This is a genomic window from Fibrobacter sp. UBA4309, assembly GCF_002395745.1.
In the GTDB taxonomy this organism is placed as follows: domain Bacteria; phylum Fibrobacterota; class Fibrobacteria; order Fibrobacterales; family Fibrobacteraceae; genus Fibrobacter.
In genome coordinates this window covers 1-18999 of the sequence record NZ_DGUN01000004.1, presented here as the reverse complement: position 1 = coordinate 18999, position 18999 = coordinate 1, and the positions used below count along the sequence as shown (strand labels likewise).

Below are 18999 nucleotides of genomic sequence, written 5' to 3'. Positions count from 1 at the left end.
GCGTCACCTACGGCGCGGGCGGCGGAGTGAGCCACTATACCCTCGACATCGCGAAGAACCTCAAGGAAAAGTTCAACATCCCGATGCTCGCCCACCTCACCTGCGTCTCGAGCAGCAAGGACACGGTGCACCAGAGAATCGAAGAAATGAAGGCCGCGGGCATCAAGAACGTGATGGCCCTGCGCGGCGACCTGACCCCGGAGCTCATCGAGAAAGGCCGCGACAACTGCGACTACCACTACGCCGTGGAACTCATCCGCGAACTCAAGGCCGCCGACGCGGATTTCTGCATCGGTGCAGCGTGCTACCCCGAGAAACACCCCGAAAGCGCCAACCAGGCCGAAGACATCAAGCACCTCAAGGAGAAGGTGGATGCGGGCGCGGACTTCCTCACCACGCAGATGGTGTTCGACAACAACCTGTTCTTCAGCTTCCTCTACAAGCTGCGCGACGCGGGCGTCACCTGCCCCGTGCTCCCCGGCATCATGCCCATCACAAACGCGAACCAGGTGGAACGCGCCATCAAGCTCTCCGGCTCGTTCATGCCGCAGCGTTTCAAGTCGCTCGTCGACAAGTTTGGCAGCGACCCCGAGGCCATGAAGCAGGCGGGCATCATATACGCCTCCGACCAGATTATCGACCTGTACGCGAACGGTATTACAAATGTGCACGTGTACTCGATGAACAAGCCCGACGTGGCCGAGGGAATCCTTCGGAACGTATCGGCCATTCTAGGCAAGAATTTCCAGGGCTAGGTCGGCTATTCTACTTTGTAATAATGAAAAAACCGTTTTTTTTCTAAAAACTCCGTCCGGACCCCCACTTCCCGTCGCTCCATTATATATATTGGGTATACGGTACCGGTGGTATCAAAAGTTTTTATAAAAGGATCAATATGCTCTCGTTTCAAGATGCCTACAAGATTGCAGCCGAAGTCCACAAAGGCCAGAAGGACAAGGCTGGCGGGCCTTACATCGATTTTCTCCAGAACGTTGCCGATTACCTGAAAAACAAGGGTGAACCGGAAGATGTCCAGGTTCTAGCCATCTTGCAGGACTCCATTACCGCCTCTACCAAGAAGACCCCCGACGAAATGGTCAAGAAGGGCGTTCCTGCGGACATGGTCGACCTCATCCAGAAGATGACCTACCACAAGAACCAAGGCTGGATCGACGAATACAGCTGCAAGCTCATGGAAAAGGGCGTCCCCGCCGAAGACGCCACCTACGATGCCCGCGAAAAGGATTTCGTTCGCTTCGTCGAGACGCTCAAGGACAACCCGAAAGCGGCCAAGGCGAAGAGCGCCATCCTGAACGTGCTCCTCGAGGACAAGTACATCCACCGCCAGGAGCGCCGCGAACTCAAGACGAAGTTCCGTCTCAAGAAGTACCAGGCCGCCATCGAAGCCCTCGGCGTGTAAATTAGACTAAAGAACGGCACTTCGTGCCTACAGACTAGAGACGAGAGATAATCTCGTCTTTTTTTTCACTCGTCTCTCGTCTAAAAATTACTAGCCGAACAGGGCGCATTTTGCTATTTTTACGCGCGTAATTTAAGAGTCCCCGTAAACCATGCGGGGCCAAACAAAAAGGAACACAACCATGGCAAATAAAGTCTATAACTTTAGCGCAGGCCCGTCTGTCCTGCCCGAACAAGCACTCAAGGAAGCATCTGCTGCATGCATCGACTACGCAAATAGCGGCATCAGCATTCTCTCCATGAGTCACCGTTCAAAGCCGATCGAAAGCATGTTCGAAGAAACCGAACAGTTCCTTCGCGACTTGATGGGCATTCCCGAGAACTACGACATCGTTTTCCTCGGCGGTGGTTGCTCCCTTTTGTTCTGCATGCTCCCGATGAACTTCCTCGACCAGAACGCCACTGCCGACTACGCCCTCACCGGCGTCTGGGCAAACAAGGCCTACAAGGAAGCCAAGCAGTTCGGTACGGCTAACGTCGCTTGCGACACCAAGTCCGAAACCTACAGCCGCATCGACAAGAACCTGAAGCTCAGCGACAACGCCACGTACCTTCACGTGACTGCCAACAACACCATCTACGGTACGGAATGGCACAACTTCCCGAAGCCGAAGTCCGGCTTCCTCATGGCCGACGTGAGCTCCGACTTCCTCGCCCGCAAGATCAACGTCTCTGACTTCGGCGTCGTGTACGGCGGTGCGCAGAAGAACATCAGCTGCGCAGGCGTGACCGTGACCATCATCCGCAAGGACTTGCTCGGCAAGGTGAACCGCACCATTCCTACCATGCTGAACTTCCAGACCCACATCGATGCGAAGAACATGTTCAATACGCCTCCGGTTTTCGCCGTGTACGTCATGAACCGCACGCTCAAGTGGCTCAAGGAATTCGGCGGTGTCGAAGCTATCGAAAAGGTGAACCGTTCCAAGGCAGCCCTCCTCTACAGCGCCCTCGATGCATCCAAGGTGTTCGTCGGTACCGCTGCCAAGGAAGACCGTTCCATCATGAACGTTCCGTTCGTGTTCAACAAGGACGTGGTCGCTGCCGACAAGGCCGATGACCTCGCCAAGGAATTCCTCGAATTCGCTAAGGCCCGCGGTCTGCAGCAGCTCAAGGGTCACCGCTCCGTGGGTGGCTTCCGCGCTTCTATCTACAACGCGATGCCGGTCGAAGGCGTTCAGGCCCTCGTCGATTGCCTCGGCGACTTCGAAAAGAAGGTGCTTGGGTAATTCTACTTCGTCATGGCGGACCTGATCCGCCATCTGGCAGATTATTAAAAGACCTCCGCGATTGCGGAGGTCTTTTCTTTAAATGTTTTAAGTTGTTAATCTTCGCTCTTCTTGAACTTGTTCACCACGTCGGGCACGATGTCCATGACCTTGGAAACGAGGGAGCTGTCCTTGCTGATGGGCATGATGCGCACGTCGTCGCCTTTGATGACAAGGAAAGCGACCGGTTCGACCGATGCGCCACCGCCAGAGGCAGAAGTGTCGCCCTTGTTCTGGTGACCACCGAAACCGAAGCCGACCGAAACGCGGCTCACGGGAACAACCGTGGATTCGCCTGCCTGGATGGGTTTGCCGATTACCGTTTCCGCCTGCGTGATGAAACGGAGTTTTTCCAAAAGAGTTTCTGCAAGTTTTTCAATAGCCATGATTTTAATATAACAAATAAAAGTTAAAAACGTGCCTCGTAAATGCGGTCGCTGGCAATAAAGAATTTGCGTTCCAGGTCAAACCAGCCCAGGTAACCCCAGACCACCACCACACGGCCGCCCGGAAGGTGCGTCGCCATCCCGTTCACGCCTTCGCCGACATGGAAATAGGCTACCTCGACATCCTTGGCAATGCCCACAGGTTCCACCTTGTCCAGCTGGGCCACCCAGCGATCATAGACTTCGTCATCTACCTGTTCCCAGCTCCGCGCCACATTCCACTGCAGGTTGGCATCGCGGTAGCTCTGTATAAGGACCGGGAAAACCGATACCACCCCCAAAAAGTGCTTGGTCTGGATGGATGTCCGGCCCGCCTCGCGGTGATCGAACGGCAGGCTCAGAAATTCCTGCGGGAAACCTCCCCGGTAGCCGGGGAAATTCCGCACGTACTGTTCCAGGTCGCTTCTTTCGTACCGGCGGAAACTGTCGTGCCTGAAGATGAAAATGCGGGCGTCGGAACGGATACTCTGTTCCAAGTACTGGCCGCGAAGAATCGGGACAATTCCCTGGAACCGGCCACTGTTCATGTAGTAATCCATCGCGTAGACATCGCTCTTGAATTCGAGGACAGTCACTTCCAAGGTGTCGCCCACCTGCATCGGGTACCGCAATTCCAAGTGATTCCTAGAAATTTTTACGTCGACAGGGCGGACGTTCTTGTACGGAATGGCGGAGTAGTCCACGGGACCTTCGTCTTTCTGCGCACAGGCACAGAGAAGCACGGCGACAGAGCATATGGCGTATTTCAGCATTCCATCAATTTTCATACTTACGGCCGCCTTGATTTTCTGCGTAGTTGCAATACTCGTAAAAAGGGCACTTGGCACAGCGTTCCGTCCATTCCCGACAAATGAACCCGTCGGCGCCATCTTCCAAGAAAAACTGCATCGAATGTGCCGCCGCATACGGTCTTTTCGGGCTTAGCGCCTTGAAACAGGCATTGGCCAGTTTCTGCTTTTCTTCTGCAGAAAGGTCGGCAAAGCCGTTGTCCTTGGCGGGCCCGAGAATCGCCAGGTAGCGGCGGGCCCCCATCGTCAACGGAAGCGGAGGCATGCGACGACTGTCGCGACAGCGGATGCCCAGCCCCAACGGAGCCGGGGCCAGAATGCGGTAGATAGCGGCGCTCGCCTTGGGACGCGGCTTGGACTTGCCCATGAAATAGATTTCGCCCATGTCGCGCCACATTTCTTCGGGGGAGCGTTCTGCGGTCCATGACACCAAGTCCGGATGGCGGCGGGCAAACAGCCCCACGCTCCAGAAAATCCCGGCCACATGTTCGAACATGCTCCAGTTATCGCTATTGAAGACTTCTTCGACAATGCCGTTTATCGCTGCCGCGGCAGGTACGGGAAGCGTCCAGAGTTTCTCTTCGGGAAAAGCCCTGTAAAAGGCGGCAAGGAGGTCTTTCATCTGGCTACAGTCCCTGTCCTGGAACAAGGCCGTGCCCAACAGGGTCCAGGCAATCTGCGCGTTCGGGGTTTTCGCCTGGCGTGCCACGGCTATAACCGGGTCGGGGCAATCTGCAAACAGCGCGACAAAATCCTGCGCCGCCTTGAACAGCGCCGGTTCGTCTTGTGCAAAACGCGTTACAGATGCCATAAAAAGCTAGAGGGCCTCGCCCACTTTCACCGCTTGCCCCAGGCGGCCCTTGAACAGGTCCGGATGGCGTTCGCGAATTTTCTTGTCCACAACGAGGATCACGGTGCTTCCCATTTCGAAGCGGCCCAGTTCCCCGCCTTTCTCGAAAGACACCTTGCCTTCCGGTTTCCAGTCCATGCGCTTGCCGCTACGCGGGATTTTCCCTGCATTAGTCAGCAAGTCGTCGCTATAGACCACGCCGATGCGGCCCACGTTAGTCGCACCGACTTTCACCACCAGAATTTCGGAACCATCTTCCAGGCGGATATGGCTCGTAAGGCGTTCGTTGATGCAGAACAGGCCCTCCACGCGTTCGACGCTGCCGACGTTCACCGGCCAAAGCGTTCCCGGGCAATAGCTCGCGCCCACCAGCTCGCCCTTTACCGGGCTATGGATGCGGTGATAGTTGAACGGTGCCAGGTAAATCGTAGCAAAGGCGCCGCCATCAAAGCGCTTGGCCAGTTCGTCATCGCGCAACAGGTCCTTGAGCGTATAGTACTTGCCCTTCGCCTGAATCATTTCCTGGTTGGAATCAAACGTGAGTGTCTGCGAAAGGACGCCATCGACAGGGCTCACGATTTCGGAATCGGCAATGGGACGCGCACCGGGTTTGAGCCTGCGGATAAAAAGTTCACCGATATTGCGATAATGGTTCAGGGGATATTCCGCCTCGTCCATGTTCAACTGGTAATGGGCGGCAAAGATATCGCGCGCCAACTTGGAAAATACGGGAATGCGAAGGCGCGTAACGATACCGAAAATGCGGCTAGCGGCATTTTTCGGCAGGAGTTTCATAAAGACGTAGAAGGGAGTGTTCATAATTTGGAAAGATAGTAATTAGTGGTTTTCCAGCTTGTTCAGGTCGGTGCTGAACATCTTCCAGAGACGCGGGGCAAACGGGACAGACCATTCCTTTTCGGGAGCGACCCGGCTTGTCGACGCCGCGGTAAATTCGGAATACGTCAGGAACACGAGTTCCCCGTAACGGGCATCCCAGAGCGTCCAGAGAATTTTCCAGGTAAAGCCGCCGCTCTTGCCCAAGTCCGGCATCATTTCGACTTCCAGAAACACCGGGAACGAAATATAGCGTAGTTCGTATCGGGCGGCAACATCGTTCAGCAGGTTCTTGAGCCCCGCAGGAACTTCGCGATTCAGGTTCTGTTCTATTCCGTCGCGTTCCTGCCACGGCTGCATGTCCGAAAGCTTCTTGCCATCGGCAAAGGTGCTTTTCAGGAACATCACGGACAAGGTATCGACATAGAGCGAATCGGAATCCGGGAGGCGCATTCCCGGCAACAAGAGCTCGCGGCGCATTTTCGGGAACGCTTTCACGAACAGAGAATCCTCTATATGGGCAAGATCGAAATCCAGGGCGTCGGCACTGAAGCTGTGGCACATCTTGCACGTTTCCGGGCGCTTGGCCACAATCTTGAGTGTCGGGAGTACGCCAACAACCGCACCGGAATCCATGCGCGCATAGGCGGCTCCGTTCCATTCCCGGTATGACTTTTCCTCGGTGATTTTCAGCTTGATTTCGCCCTGCGTACCGCATTCTTCGCAGGGGGAATCCTTCATGCCCGAATCGCCGCCGGCAGTGGCATCGTCGCGCAAGCCGGCACAGCCGCCAAGCAAAAGAACGCTCACCAACAAGGCGCTTCCCGCCAATTTCATCTTGTTTTGCATCGACCGCATGACTCCAATATACATTTATCCCCCACAGGCGGCAATCATCAGTCCAGCATTATGGTGAACGGGCCGTCGTTCACAAGGCTTACCTTCATGTCCGCACCGAACCGTCCCGTTTCCACTACCGGGATTTCCTTCTTGCATTCCGCAACAATGTATTCGTATAGCTCGTTTGCGAGCACGGGATTCCCGGCGCCGTTGAATGTCGGCCGGTTTCCCTTATGGCAGTCGGCATACAACGTAAACTGCGAAACCAGCAGAAGCGAGCCGTCCACATCCTTGATCGAAAGGTTTGTCTTGCCGTTTTCGTCGGCAAAGATTCGCAGCGCAAGCATCTTGCGTATAAAGCGGTCGGCAATTTCGCGCGTATCGCCCTCGCCCACGCCAATCAGGACCATATAGCCCTTGCCGATTTTTCCGACGGTCTTTCCATCAATATCGACCGAAGCTTCCGTTACGCGCTGTATCAAGAATTTCATGTCCGCACCGTTCCTCTATTGAGCAAAATACCTTTTGATAGCCTTCGGATTTTCCGTCACCGTCAGGCAGAGTTTCAAGAGCACGGCCGCCTTCTGCGGCGCCAGCGAACCTGCGCATATCCGCCCCGGTGCCAGCGATTCGTTGAGCGTGACCGTCCCGTGATTCGTACGGCTGGCAATGACCACCGGAATATCTATCTTCGATAGCGTTTCTGCCCATTCAAGGCTGAACTCTCCCGACCCGGCTCCCGCAATCACGAGTCCATCGGAGACGCAGGCGGCATACTCCAGGATTTTCGGGTTGGCATCTACCGTAAAATAGACGACATTGACGCGCGGAAGCGATTCCAGTTTCGACACGTCGAAGAAATTCTTTTCCATCGGTGTATCCAGACCCGAACCCGCCCCGGGGCATTCCACCCCCATCGGATTCAAGGCAGAAGCACTGCATTTCTGCACGTTGCGTGCATCGAACAGTTCTTCGCCAAAATAGACCCATACCTTGTTGGCCGGAGGATCGTCGTCTACCGCAAAGCCCACCGCAGCACGCACGGCACCCAGCAGGTTTGCCGGTCCGTCCGGATTCTTGGCGGTCGCCGGCTTCATGGAGCCCGTCAGTATAACCGCCTTTTCGCACTTTACGGTAAGGCTCAAGAAATACGCCGTTTCGTCCATGGTGTCGGTCCCGTGCGTCACGACGACGCCGTCCACCGATTCGTCTTCTTGCAGTTCGGTTACGCGCCTCGCAAGCCGGATCCATATTTTATCTGTAATATCGTCCGAGTTCACGTTGCAAATCTGTTCCGCCGAAATCTCGGCGTATTCCGAAAGCTCGGGCACCGTCGCCACCAGGTCCGTTGCGGAAATCTGTCCGGACACGTACCCCGTGTCCTTGCCCTTTTCGCCTACTCCGGCGATGGTTCCGCCAGTCGCCAGCACTACGATGTGTTTTTTACGGTTAGCCATAATCTTCCTCACCGCGATTCGTCGTACAACTGCTGCGCAGACACTCCATAATACTGCTCAAGCGCCCTGTCCACGTCCTGTTTCTGCATGCTCTGGATAAATTCCCTAAAATGCACAAAGTTTGCGTTGCGGTGCAAAAGCTGTTCCACCATGCGCTGCGAATACCAGTAAAGCCTTTCCGCATTGGACGAATTGTTCTCTTTCACGAACGGGGTCGCCAACGCCTCGAGACTCGGCGCGGCCCCTTCGGGCCTGGGCTTGCCGGTACGGGACGCATCCACGACTTGCGCGATTCCCTCGTTCACCCACAGGGGGACGTTCGCATGGGTCATGGCACGCACGAAGGCATGCGTCAGTTCATGGAACAGGATCGGCCGGTAGATTTCGCGGAACTGCATCACGTTGACAGGGACGCGGAGTTTCCCGTCGAATATGGCTCCCACCCAATCCGGGCGCGGTCCTACTCCCTGGTACTGCGGCGATTCGTAAAGCACCAGGTGCATCTTGTTTTCCGGATGGAAATCGAACAGCCGGCAGAGCGAATCGTAGGCGACTTCCAACACGGCGAGGGCCTCCATCACGTCGCGTTTCGAAAGCGAGCCTTCGAATTCCACGCGGAAATGCATAGAGCGCTCTATGCCCAGCTCCGCCATCTCGCGGATAAGCGATTCGGCCTTCTTGTCGATAAGGGCCAGGTCGTTGTTGCTGAACTTCAATGTCGCGATGTAGCGGCGGCATTCTTCGTAGCGTTCCTGCTCGTACAGGATTATCGCCATGTGCATCTGCAGGTTCGTATCGTGAGGAGCGTCACACAGCAGCTCGCGGACGCCCTTCTCGGCGCAATTCCAGTCGGCCGCCTCCAGGCAACGCCCCGTTTCGGCTATCAGGGCCTCTCTTTTGTTAAATTTGTCCATTTCGGCCCAACTGGTCCGCACGGAACGGACCAGAAAAATAGCGGCAACCATTGCCAAAAAGATAACGATTAAATTTTTCATTCTTTAAGCCTGGACAGACCTAATTTATATATTTTTTTACAAATATGGGGATCAACCATGTCTAGCATTTACGATTACACAGATTATCGAGATATAATCAGGGACTTTTATCTCGAAAAGAAAAAATCCAACAACAAGTACTCCTACAGCGTACTTGGAATGGCTATCGGCCTCAACGCCAGCCATGTTTTCTGTGTTGTCGAAAAGAAGCGTAATCTCCCCGTCCGTTGCGTCCCTGCCATCAAGAAAATCCTCGGCCTCACCGGCCGTGCCGCCCAGTACTTTGACCTCCTCATAGCAGCTTCTAGAACCAAGTCCGAAAAAACAAAGACCGAAATCCTCGGAAAGGCGCTACTGCTCCGGGACGTGAAAAAGCATTACCTCAGTGACAAGGAACAGAAATATCTGAGCGACTGGTGGACGCCAGTCATCCGCGCCCTTATCGAAATCAACCAGGGGAAGCTCAACGCCAAGGACATTTCCGAAAAGCTGGAACCCTCCATAGGTGAAGAAAAGGTCCAGGAAAGCATCGACCTGCTCAAGGAGCTCGGGTTCATCCAGCCTCTGGGGAACGACCGCTACAAGCTCGCGGACGCCCATATCAACATCGCCGGAGAAGAAAGAGCCCAGGCAATCCGTCAATTCCAGGCAAATGTCATGCAAATCGGGGCCCGTTCCCTGAACATCATCCCCCCGTCCGACCGAGATATTTCTACACTTACTATGGCTGTAGACCAAAAGGGATTCGAGGATATAAAATCTATGATTCAGGAGTTCAGAAAAGAGGTCCAAATCCGCGTTGACAAATGCGGGAAGCCTTCTCGCGTGCTCCAGATGAACCTCGCCCTGTTCCCCGTCGCATTTAACAAGAAGAGCGCAAAGTAATGGCTATTTTCCCCAAAATATTCCTGATTGCGCCTTTTGCGATCCTCTGCGCGTGCTCCAGCTCGGATTCGGCCGGAAGTACGACGGAGACGGAGAACGCAATCGCACAGAACTCGGATGGGACACTTTCCATCCAGGTCTTTGCAGACGGAGTCAGGGCAAGCCGCATAGCCTACAAGGTCCTGCCAAGCTGGTATGTCGCCGATACGACCGGGAAAATCGCAAGCGACGACTACACCTACCAGGGCGAAGCCGACAGTACCGGCAAGATTTTGATTGAAAACCACCAGCAGGGCGCGTTTACCATCCAGATTGGCGAAGGAGACTCTTCCATCGCCTACCAGTACACCTTAAACCACCTTTCCGCAAAATTCGAAGTCGACAGCGCCGCCCTTACCGCCAACGGTTCCGTGAAGGGTTGGGTCAGCGTTCCCAGCAAGGCTCCGCACGCCTGGGTGCACCTGCCGGGCATCGGCAGGGTCGAAAAGACCGACGCACAGGGCAACTTCCTTATTGCGGGAGTCCCCACCGGCAACCTTGTCGTGAACGCCTGGGATACCAAGACCAAGGAATGCATCGCCCAGGCCGAGATTACCGTTACCGAGAAGGATACGCTGGATATCGGCCATGTGGACGCCCCCGACGAAGAAATTGTCAAGCGCTCCATGAGGATTTCGCCCAGCAACCTGATTTCCAGCTGGATGCGCACCATTACCGCGCCCTACGTGCTTACGTTGCGCCTGGATTCCACGAACTTCAACTTCTCCGAAGCAAACGAGGACGGCAGCGACATCCACCTGCGCTTCAGCAACGGCAAAGAAATTCCCATGCAGATCGACGTCTGGGACGCCAAGATCCAGAGCGCCGCCATCAACGTCCGCATCGAAAGCCTCAAGGATACCCTAGGGTACTGGATTCTCGAATGGGGAGAAATCTATGCGGAACCCCAAAAGCAGGCTGACGTGTGGGAGGGAATCAGCGACTCCCTCAGGTACGAGCTGAACTCTGTCGAAATTTTCCATTTCGATAGCCTGTCCGCCTACAGCGATGTGCCTTCGCCTATCCGGAAGCACTCTTGGTACATCCAGCTGCACGAAGTCGATCCCGTTGACGAAGATTCCGTCACGATAACGACAATGACCGCAACAGACTATCTGCAAAAAGACACCCAGGGACGTAGCGGATACGTAGCGCATTTCGAGTACGACGAGAAATACCCGAGCTTCGCAGTCATCGGGGCCCGTCTCAGCTACACATCGCTTGACTGGAGCCGCATGGACTCGCTCGTAGCATGGGTCCGCGGTGATGGAGAGATTGAAATCATCCTCGAGAACTTCTCTTTCGACAAGAACTACAAGGCCTCCTACAAGGCCGAGGCCAGTTCAAAGTGGCAGCGCATTGTCGTGCGTCCGCAAGATTTCAATACGGTCCTCAAGGACTATCACGGCTGGGACGAGACCAAGAACAAGATTACGCACTTCAGCCTGTTCGCCTACAACGGCTCCGAAATCTGGCTCGACAACGTAAGAGTCTACGGCATCAACCGCGACGATTTCAATTAATTTTTTTTGGCTAAAAAAAGGTGGCCGTTTGGGATTAGTTCCGCTGCTCTTGCAGCTGTCGAATTATGCCAACCCAAAACTCCATCGACAGCTGTCGTTGCCAAAACCCCAATTAACACTGGAACGTCGGCGGAACTTAATCCCAAAACGGCAATTATAACACTTCCAATCCTACATCCCTTGAACTAGAAATTATGTTTATTTTGGGGCGATTTCGAAGGAACCCCAAAAACTACCGTTTACAAAATGTCAAAAAGACGGTGCAGGACTCTTTGTCCCTCCACAGAATTAACTAACTTTACGCCCGAAAACAGGGGCGCACGCTTTTTTGCGCCATAAACGGAGATTTAACATGGGTTTCAAATGCGGTATTGTCGGCCTGCCGAACGTAGGCAAAAGCACCATTTTCAACGCAATTACCAACGCCGGAGCAGAAGCGGCCAACTACCCCTTCTGCACCATTGAGCCCAACGTGGGCATGGTGAGCGTCCCCGACAGCCGTCTTGACGAGCTCGTAAAGGTATACAACCCGAAATCCATCGTCCCCGCCGTCACGGAATTCGTCGATATCGCGGGCCTCGTGAAGGGCGCATCGCAGGGCGAAGGCCTGGGCAACCAGTTCCTGACCCATATCCGCGAATGCGAAGCCATCATGGAAGTCATCCGTTGCTTCGACGACGAGAACATCGTGCACGTGAGCGGTTCCGTAGACCCCGTCCGCGACGTGGAAGTCATCGAGATGGAACTGATGCTCAAGGACATCGACACCGTCGAGAAGCGCCTCGCCACCGAAGCCAAGGGTGCCCGTACCGGCAACGCCGAGGCCAAGGCCCGCCTGGCCGCCTGCGAGCTCCTGAAGAAGACCCTGGAAGAGGGCAAGGCCGCCCGCACCGTGATGAACGACAGCGACGAGATGGCCGCAATCCTCAAGGACCTCTGCCTGCTTACCGCCAAGCCCATTTTCTACTGTGCGAACGTCAAGGAAGACGATATCCTGACAGGGAACGCCTACGTGGACCAGCTGAAGGAGTACGCTTCCAAGAACGGCCACGAAGTCATCGTGATCAGCGGCAAGATCGAAGAAGAACTTTCGGCAATGGAGCCCGCCGACAAGGCCGAATTCCTGAAGGAACTCGGCATGACGGAATCGGGACTCGACGCCGTCGTGCGTAAGGGTTACGAGATTCTCGGTCTCCGCACGTTCTTTACCGCCGGCGAAAAGGAATGCCGCGCCTGGACGTTCAATGCCGGCTACAAGGCTCCACAATGCGCCGGCGTCATCCACACCGACTTCGAACGCGGATTCATCCGTGCCGAAACGCTCAGTTTCGAAGACTTCATGAAACACGGCAGCTGGAACGCCGCCAAGGAAGCAGGCCTTGTCCGCACCGAAGGCAAGGACTATGTCGTCCAGGACGGCGACATCATGTACTTCCTGTTCAATGTGTAAGGCTTAACAATGTGGAATGTGGGGTGTGGAATTAATCATTACACATTTCACGCTACATATAAAAAAACTCGCCCTATGGCGAGTTTTTTTACTTTTTCTTCGCAGCGCGTTTAGCACGTACTTCGTCTACAATCGGCCGCACGATGCAAGCCAGGTTCATCGCGGTCCCTATCAGGATTAGCGCACTGGCGCAATAAATTCCCGTACCAGGCTCCACCGAGAGCACGTTCATGCCCATCGCGCCACAGATGCGCCCCATCTGCGAGAGAAACGCCCACAAGGCAAACATGGACATCATGCCCAAAGCCAAAGACCCTAGCGAGGCGTAATAGCCGAAGGGCGCAATCAGCGCGAAAAAGGCTGCAAGTACCAGGGCGGCGACTATCCCGTACAGCACGTAGAACGGCTGGACCCTCGGAAAATCGGGCATGGTCTCCTTGAACTTGTCGATAGCCTTGGGGTTTCCCGCCTCCATCTTCTTGACATAACCGAGGGCGGGTTCCTTCAAAGTTTGTTCCAAATCAATGCCGTTCGCGATTTCGTAAAAAGTCGGTTCGGCAATGACACGTTCCGCGCACGAAACGTTAAACAACGGGAGAAGTAATCCAAGCAAAGCAAGCAAGTAAGGGGTTGCAACCAACCTCTGGAAGAACTTAAATCTGATGTCCACTTTTTATTCCTTGATCAGTTCGCGCGGATAGACGCAACGGAATCCAATTGTTTCGGACCAATAGCGGGGATCTTCGTCATCGCGGTTGGTCACATTCAAAAGTTTTTCTCCATCTTTCCAGGAACCGCCCTTGTAGACCTTGTTCGAGCCGAACATGGCGCCTGTCGGATTGGAAGGTTCCACCATGAAGGAGAACATGAAGTACCTGTCACGTGTCCATTCGGCGACGTTTCCGGACATGTCATGCAATCCCCAGGCATTGGCCTTCTTGGTACCCACAGGCTGCGGGCCGTAATCCGGGAACTTGGGTCCCAGATTGTAAGAGTTTCCGCGATACACGGCATAGGCACCCGGACTCGGAACGGAATCCTTGACCCAGATGGCACCTTCGACATTATCGGCAAGCGCGGCAAATTCCCACTGGGCTTCCGTCGGCAAGTCACCGCCGAACACCTGGCACACCGCACGGGCGTCGTCCCATGTAATGTTGTGGACCGGCTTGTTCGGGTGCTTGTACGTGGAGCGGTCGGCGATGCGCTTTGCGGAGTCAACCGTCTTCATGGTCTTTTCAAAAAGCTGCTGCGTCATTTCCGTCGTCATGATGGCGAACGGAGACATTTCCACCACATGTCCCTTATAGCGGAAAGAACCGGAATCAATGAGGGCGATTGAGCCGCGATCCTTGTCGCGGATGATGCGGGCAGAAGTTGCAAGGTTCTGAAGAGTCGGCATCTTGATATCGGCGGGAGCGGCCGTCGAAGAAGAAGACGCAACCGCTTCCGAGGACGACGACTTGACGTCCTTCGTCTTAAGCCATTCCTGCACCTCAGGTTCGTTGTAGATATACTCCGGCAAAATAAACTCGCCCTGGCCAGTGTAGACGTCTTCGCCAACGAGGAACTCGATACCGTCATAACGGTAGTGGTGGCGGCCGCTGACAACGCCGTCCTTGTAAATCCAGACCGGTTTGTTGTTGCGCAAGAACAGGCGAATCTTGAGAGCCGGATTCTTCTTGATAATCCAGGAATAGAGCGTATCTACGGGAAGTCCGCTAGCCACACCGGCCCAGGCGAAATCGACGCGGGAATGATCCGTCCCGAACGTCATCTTGAGCTTGCCCATCTCCTTCTTGGTCGCAGGCTTCTGTGCGGCAGAGTCCTTCTTGGCCAAAACGGCCTTCGCAGAATCGACGGATTCATCCACAGGGACTTCTACAAAGATCGGTTCGATTGCCGTAGGCATCATGGTACCGCGCAACGGCAGCGCTTCCAGGCTATCCAGCTTGTTGCGGAGAGCCTTGTTCAGGTAATTGACGTCGCCCACCTTCGATTCGCGCCACATCTTCTTGGCTTCGATTTTTTTCAAGTTGTAGCGCACCACATACTCGGCATAGTCCTTGTTGTCTTCTTTTACACCCAAGAAAGACGCCTTGACCATCTGCGGGTAAGTGCTTTCGAAAGCTTCGCTGTCCATGCCTTCGGTCGCCTTTTCCAGTTCCGCGACAAAACGGTCATGGATCTGTTCCGTCTTTTCGAGCGTTTCGGCCTTTTCAATTTCGTCCAGGGTAACCGTAACCGGCGGAGTCTTGGAGAAATCCTTCTCGATCTTGATGAATTTCGGCTTGAAAACGAGCGCAGAGCCTTCTTCCACGACACCCACGTCTACATAGGGCAGGCTATTGGGGGCAGAAAACACGTAAGCGTACACGCCCGGTCTCTTGGGGAAAAGCATTTTCGGTGCTTTGGCATAAGTTCTCTTCATCGAGGAAATTTCAATATTCTTCTCGCTGGTAGAGAACTTGACTGCGCCAGGGAGGGTCGTTTCGTTCAAAACCTGCCACTGGCCGTTCTTGACGAAATAGAGCTTGGGAACACGCGGAGAATAGATATAGTTACGGTCGAAATACAGGTCCGATTCGTCCTGGAAGGCCTTCATGTTCTTGGATCCGTAAAAACGCATCACGGCAACGTCCTCAACCTTCAGATAGTTCTTCTTCAGGCTGAACGCATGCAATTTCTTGAGATTCTCGACAACGAGATTTCCCGACACCCACTGGTATTCCTTCGGCCCAACCTTGTGGCGGAGGTAAATCCTGTTTTCCTGGAGGGGGAAAGTCATACCTTCCGATACAGCCGCACCATGATCCGCACGAATTGCCATGTCGGCAATGGGATCAACGACTGTTCCCGCTTTGAACTGCTTAGACGGAATCCTGAAATTCTTGTCGTTATCGGCCAAAGAAAGGGCCGGCAGCAAAAGCAACAACGGAAGCAAACGGGCTAAGAACATAACAGCTCCTGTTTTCTTTACTCAAAATTCTATAACAAAAGATAGTCTTTTTGTAAGATTTCAAGCCTATTTATGCCCCGTTTGCCCCCATTTCGAGCAAATATCCGCCCTTTTCGCCACCGACGGGCCCGAGTTCCACCTTCCAGTCGGCTAGGCGGATGATATCGGGATGGTGTTCGATGACGATGACGGTATCGCCGCGGGCCGAAAGGCGGCGTAGCTGATTCCAGAGCGTCTGGATATCCTTGAGATGAAGGCCAGTCGTAGGCTCATCGAGCAAGTAGACCATCTCGGTCGCGGGGCGCTTGGCAAGTTCCGCCGCCAGCTTGAGGCGCTGGGATTCGCCACCGCTGAGGGTGGTGACGGACTGGCCGAGTTTCACGTACGGGAGGCCCACATCGCGCAGGCATTCCAGCTTCGGGAGAATTTTCGGTTGGTCCTTGAAGAATTCGCAAGCTTCGGCCACACGCATGTCGAGTACGTCGGCGATGTTCTTGCCCTTGAAAGTGACGGTGAGCGTTTCCTGGTTGTAGCGCTTGCCGCCGCACACGTCGCAGACTTCCCACACGTCCGAAAGGAAGTGCATTTCGATGGCGACAGCACCGCGGCCCTCGCAGGCCTCGCAGCGGCCGCGGGCCAAGTTGTAACTGAAACGCCCGTAGTCGAAGCCTTTCAACTTGGCCTGCGGCAACTTGGCGAACAGCCTACGGATGTCGTCAAGTACGCCCGTGAAGCTCGCGGGCGTGCTGCGAGGAGTCCCTGAAATCGGGCTTTGGTCCACCAGCAACACTTCGCCGCTCTGCTTCTTGCGGCCGCGGGCCTGGAACTTCTTCTTAAGCCGCGGGTAGATTTCGTCCATGACCATGGAACTCTTGCCCGAACCCGACACGCCGCAGACCACGCTAATCGCGCCCTTCGGGAATTTTACAGACAAATTCTTCAAGTTGTTGTGCTTAAGTTTTTCGAACTCGTAGAATTCCGTAGAATCCGTGATGGGCCTTGCCGCAATCTCGTTCGCCATCGGGATGGTGTGCGTAAGGTACTTGACCGTCTCGCTGCGCGGGAACTGCTGTAAGGCGTAAGGTTTGGAAAGTTGTTCCGGAGAACCTTCGGCAACGACTTCACCGCCGAACTCGCCCGCCGCGGGGCCCATATCGATAATATGGTCCGCCGCCTGCATCATCTTCATGTCGTGTTCCACGACCACAAGCGTGTTACCCAAATCGCGCAGGCGGTAAAGCGTATCAAGGAGCATAGCGGTATCGCTTTCATGCAAGCCCACAGTGGGTTCATCGAGCACGTAGAGCACGCCTTCAAGGCCACTGCCGATCTGGCTTGCGAGGCGGATTCTCTGCGATTCACCGCCGGAGAGCGTGTCGCCCGCGCGGTCGAGGCCGATGTAGCCGAGGCCCACGCCCTTGAGGAAGTTGAGGCGCCCCACAATTTCACGGAGCAAGGGTTCGGCGACCGTCATCTTGCCATCGGCGTTCTTGTCGCCCTTGAAGTTGTCGCGCTTGAAATTCTCGTTGCTGAACCATTCGTAAGCCTGGGCGATGCTCATGTGGTTCACATCCATGATGTTCTTGCCACCGATGCGCACCGCAAGATATTCCGGCTTGAGGCGTTCGCCGTGGCAGTCCGGGCAGACATGGCCATCGTAATCATGACCGAGGCCAAGGCAAGTTTCGCAGGCACCCCAGTGCGTGTTGAAACTGAAGTGCTTCGGGTTCAATGCCGAATCCATGTACCAGCCGCAATCGGGGCAGCCCGGCTTTTCGGAGCATGCCAGGCGTCCGCCCTTCTCGTCTTCCACATACAGAATTCCATTGCCGTCTCGGTAACCGCGTTCAAAGGCTTCCACCAGGCGGGCGCGGTTTTCTTCCTTGACCACCACCGTATCGACGACAGCGAACAACTGCTTTTCGCGGGTCGGGATTTTCGGCAGCGGAAGATCCACCAGCTTATTGCCGAGGTAAACCTTGCGGTAGCCCTTTTCCGTGAGAATCTTGGATAGCTTCAGCACATCCTTGATTTCGAACGGGGCAAGCACCGTGACTTTCTTGTTCAAGTCACGATCGAAGGCATATTGCATCAGATCGCCCGCGCTGAACGAAGACACAGGCTTCCCGCATTTCAAGCAATGCGGGGTGCCGACCCTCGCCCAGAAAATGCGGAAGTAGTCATAGATTTCGGTGAGGGTCGCGACCGTACTGCGCGGGCTCTTGCTCGCACTCTTCTGGTCAATCGCAATCGCAGGAGCCAAGCCCGAAATGGAATCGATGCTCCCGTGATCTGGGCGGCCGAGGAAGCGACGAGCGTAAGTGCTCAAGGTTTCCACAAAGCGGCGCTGGCCTTCGCTAAAAAGCGTATGGAACGCAAGGCTCGACTTGCCGGAACCCGAAACGCCGGTGACCACCGTAAGCTTGTGGCGCGGAATCGTCACGTCAATGTTCTTGAGGTTATGCTTGCGGGCGCCATGCACCTCGATATCCAGCGACAAGTCTTCGCCGCCCTTGAGCGTGCGGTCAAAATGCCGATTTTCGCCGTGCTTTTTCGCAAGCACCGGCGCCAAGTAACGCCCCGTCTCGGACTTCTTGCTCTTCGCAATCTGTTCCGGCGTACCCGTCGCAATCACGCGACCGCCGTGAATACCCGCATCCGGGCCCAAGTCGATAATCCAGTCGGCGCACTTGATCACGTCCAGGTTGTGTTCGATAATCACGACGCTGTTGCCGAGGCTGCGCAGGCGATTCAAGCAATCCATGAGCTTGCGGATATCTTCAAAGTGCAGGCCCGTCGTCGGTTCGTCGAGCAGGTAAAGCGTCTTTCCCGTACCCGGGCGGCGCAGTTCAGAAGCAATTTTAATGCGCTGCGCCTCTCCCCCGCTGAGCGTTGTCGAAGGCTGGCCCAAAGTGAGGTAGCCGAGGCCCACTTCCACGAGCAAGTTCAGCGGTTCAGCAATCTTCGGGATGTCCTTGAAAAATTCCGCCGCATCGGCAATGCTCATGTCGAGAATTTCGGAGACATTCTTGCCCTTGAAATACACTTCGCGGGTTGCATCGTTAAAGCGCTTGCCGCCGCAAACTTCGCAAGTCACCTGCACGCTCGGCAAAATGTGCATGTCCACAATTTTCACGCCAGCGCCTTCGCAGGCATCGCAACGGCCGCCCTTCACGTTGAAGCTGA

At 55.0% G+C, this 18999-nt stretch carries 17 protein-coding genes; 6 read left to right on the top strand and 11 right to left on the bottom strand.

The window, feature by feature from the left end:
• The 3 genes from B3M32_RS00495 to serC all read left to right on the top strand — a co-directional run.
• Positions 1-755 (top strand): methylenetetrahydrofolate reductase (locus tag B3M32_RS00495; RefSeq protein ID WP_290742263.1); only part of this gene is annotated, 755 nt, incomplete at its 5' end.
• A 140-nt stretch (positions 756-895) separates the two neighbouring features.
• Entirely contained in the window at positions 896-1420 is a 525-nt protein-coding gene (locus tag B3M32_RS00490; RefSeq protein ID WP_290742261.1) for a hypothetical protein, read from the top strand.
• 181 nt (positions 1421-1601) lie between these two features.
• Positions 1602-2708, top strand: coding sequence for a 3-phosphoserine/phosphohydroxythreonine transaminase (gene serC / locus B3M32_RS00485; protein WP_290742258.1), 1107 nt, complete (start codon positions 1602-1604; stop codon positions 2706-2708).
• Between the two features lie 95 nt (positions 2709-2803).
• Here the strand turns inward: serC and B3M32_RS00480 are convergent, their stop codons facing one another.
• From B3M32_RS00480 to B3M32_RS00445, 8 genes are read right to left on the bottom strand one after another with little or no spacing between them, the layout of a single operon-like run.
• On the bottom strand, positions 2804-3133 hold the full coding sequence (locus B3M32_RS00480; RefSeq protein WP_290742255.1) for a GerW family sporulation protein: 330 nt from the start codon (positions 3131-3133) through the stop codon (positions 2804-2806).
• A gap of 23 nt (positions 3134-3156) precedes the next feature.
• On the bottom strand, positions 3157-3960 hold the full coding sequence (locus B3M32_RS00475) for a hypothetical protein (RefSeq protein WP_290742252.1): 804 nt from the start codon (positions 3958-3960) through the stop codon (positions 3157-3159).
• The gene (locus tag B3M32_RS00470) at positions 3950-4792 is read right to left on the bottom strand and encodes a hypothetical protein (RefSeq protein ID WP_290742249.1); all 843 of its coding nucleotides are present in this window, start codon (positions 4790-4792) and stop codon (positions 3950-3952) included. Before B3M32_RS00470 ends, B3M32_RS00475 begins: the two co-directional genes overlap by 11 nt.
• A gap of 6 nt (positions 4793-4798) precedes the next feature.
• Positions 4799-5650, bottom strand: a complete 852-nt coding sequence (gene asd / locus B3M32_RS00465; protein WP_290742246.1) for an archaetidylserine decarboxylase — start codon at positions 5648-5650, stop codon at positions 4799-4801.
• Between the two features lie 18 nt (positions 5651-5668).
• Positions 5669-6523, bottom strand: a complete 855-nt coding sequence (locus tag B3M32_RS00460; protein WP_290742243.1) for a hypothetical protein — start codon at positions 6521-6523, stop codon at positions 5669-5671.
• Positions 6524-6561: 38 nt separating this feature from the next.
• A complete protein-coding gene (gene dtd, locus B3M32_RS00455) occupies positions 6562-6996 on the bottom strand; it encodes a D-aminoacyl-tRNA deacylase (RefSeq protein ID WP_290742240.1) in 435 nt (144 codons plus the stop codon).
• 15 nt (positions 6997-7011) lie between these two features.
• Complete coding sequence (locus tag B3M32_RS00450; RefSeq protein ID WP_290742238.1) at positions 7012-7962, bottom strand: asparaginase; 951 nt, start codon at positions 7960-7962, stop codon at positions 7012-7014.
• Between the two features lie 8 nt (positions 7963-7970).
• Positions 7971-8876, bottom strand: coding sequence for a hypothetical protein (locus B3M32_RS00445; protein WP_290742235.1), 906 nt, complete (start codon positions 8874-8876; stop codon positions 7971-7973).
• Between the two features lie 138 nt (positions 8877-9014).
• Here B3M32_RS00445 and B3M32_RS00440 point away from each other — a divergent pair, with 138 nt between their 5' ends.
• From B3M32_RS00440 to ychF, 3 genes are all read left to right on the top strand, one after another.
• Positions 9015-9842 (top strand): TIGR02147 family protein, encoded by an 828-nt coding sequence (locus B3M32_RS00440; protein WP_290742232.1) that lies wholly within the window; start codon positions 9015-9017, stop codon positions 9840-9842.
• Positions 9842-11404, top strand: coding sequence for a hypothetical protein (locus B3M32_RS00435; protein ID WP_290742229.1), 1563 nt, complete (start codon positions 9842-9844; stop codon positions 11402-11404). Before B3M32_RS00440 ends, B3M32_RS00435 begins: the two co-directional genes overlap by 1 nt.
• A gap of 352 nt (positions 11405-11756) precedes the next feature.
• The gene (gene ychF / locus B3M32_RS00430) at positions 11757-12854 is read left to right on the top strand and encodes a redox-regulated ATPase YchF (RefSeq protein ID WP_290742226.1); all 1098 of its coding nucleotides are present in this window, start codon (positions 11757-11759) and stop codon (positions 12852-12854) included.
• Positions 12855-12942: 88 nt separating this feature from the next.
• Here the strand turns inward: ychF and B3M32_RS00425 are convergent, their stop codons facing one another.
• The 3 genes from B3M32_RS00425 to B3M32_RS00415 all read right to left on the bottom strand — a co-directional run.
• Positions 12943-13524 carry a hypothetical protein gene (locus tag B3M32_RS00425; RefSeq protein ID WP_290742223.1) on the bottom strand — a complete coding sequence of 194 codons (582 nt, stop codon included), beginning with the start codon at positions 13522-13524 and terminating at the stop codon, positions 12943-12945.
• Between the two features lie 3 nt (positions 13525-13527).
• Positions 13528-15813, bottom strand: coding sequence for a formylglycine-generating enzyme family protein (locus B3M32_RS00420; RefSeq protein WP_290742220.1), 2286 nt, complete (start codon positions 15811-15813; stop codon positions 13528-13530).
• Positions 15814-15883: 70 nt separating this feature from the next.
• Positions 15884-18999 (bottom strand): excinuclease ABC subunit UvrA (locus tag B3M32_RS00415; protein WP_290742218.1); only part of this gene is annotated, 3116 nt, incomplete at its 5' end.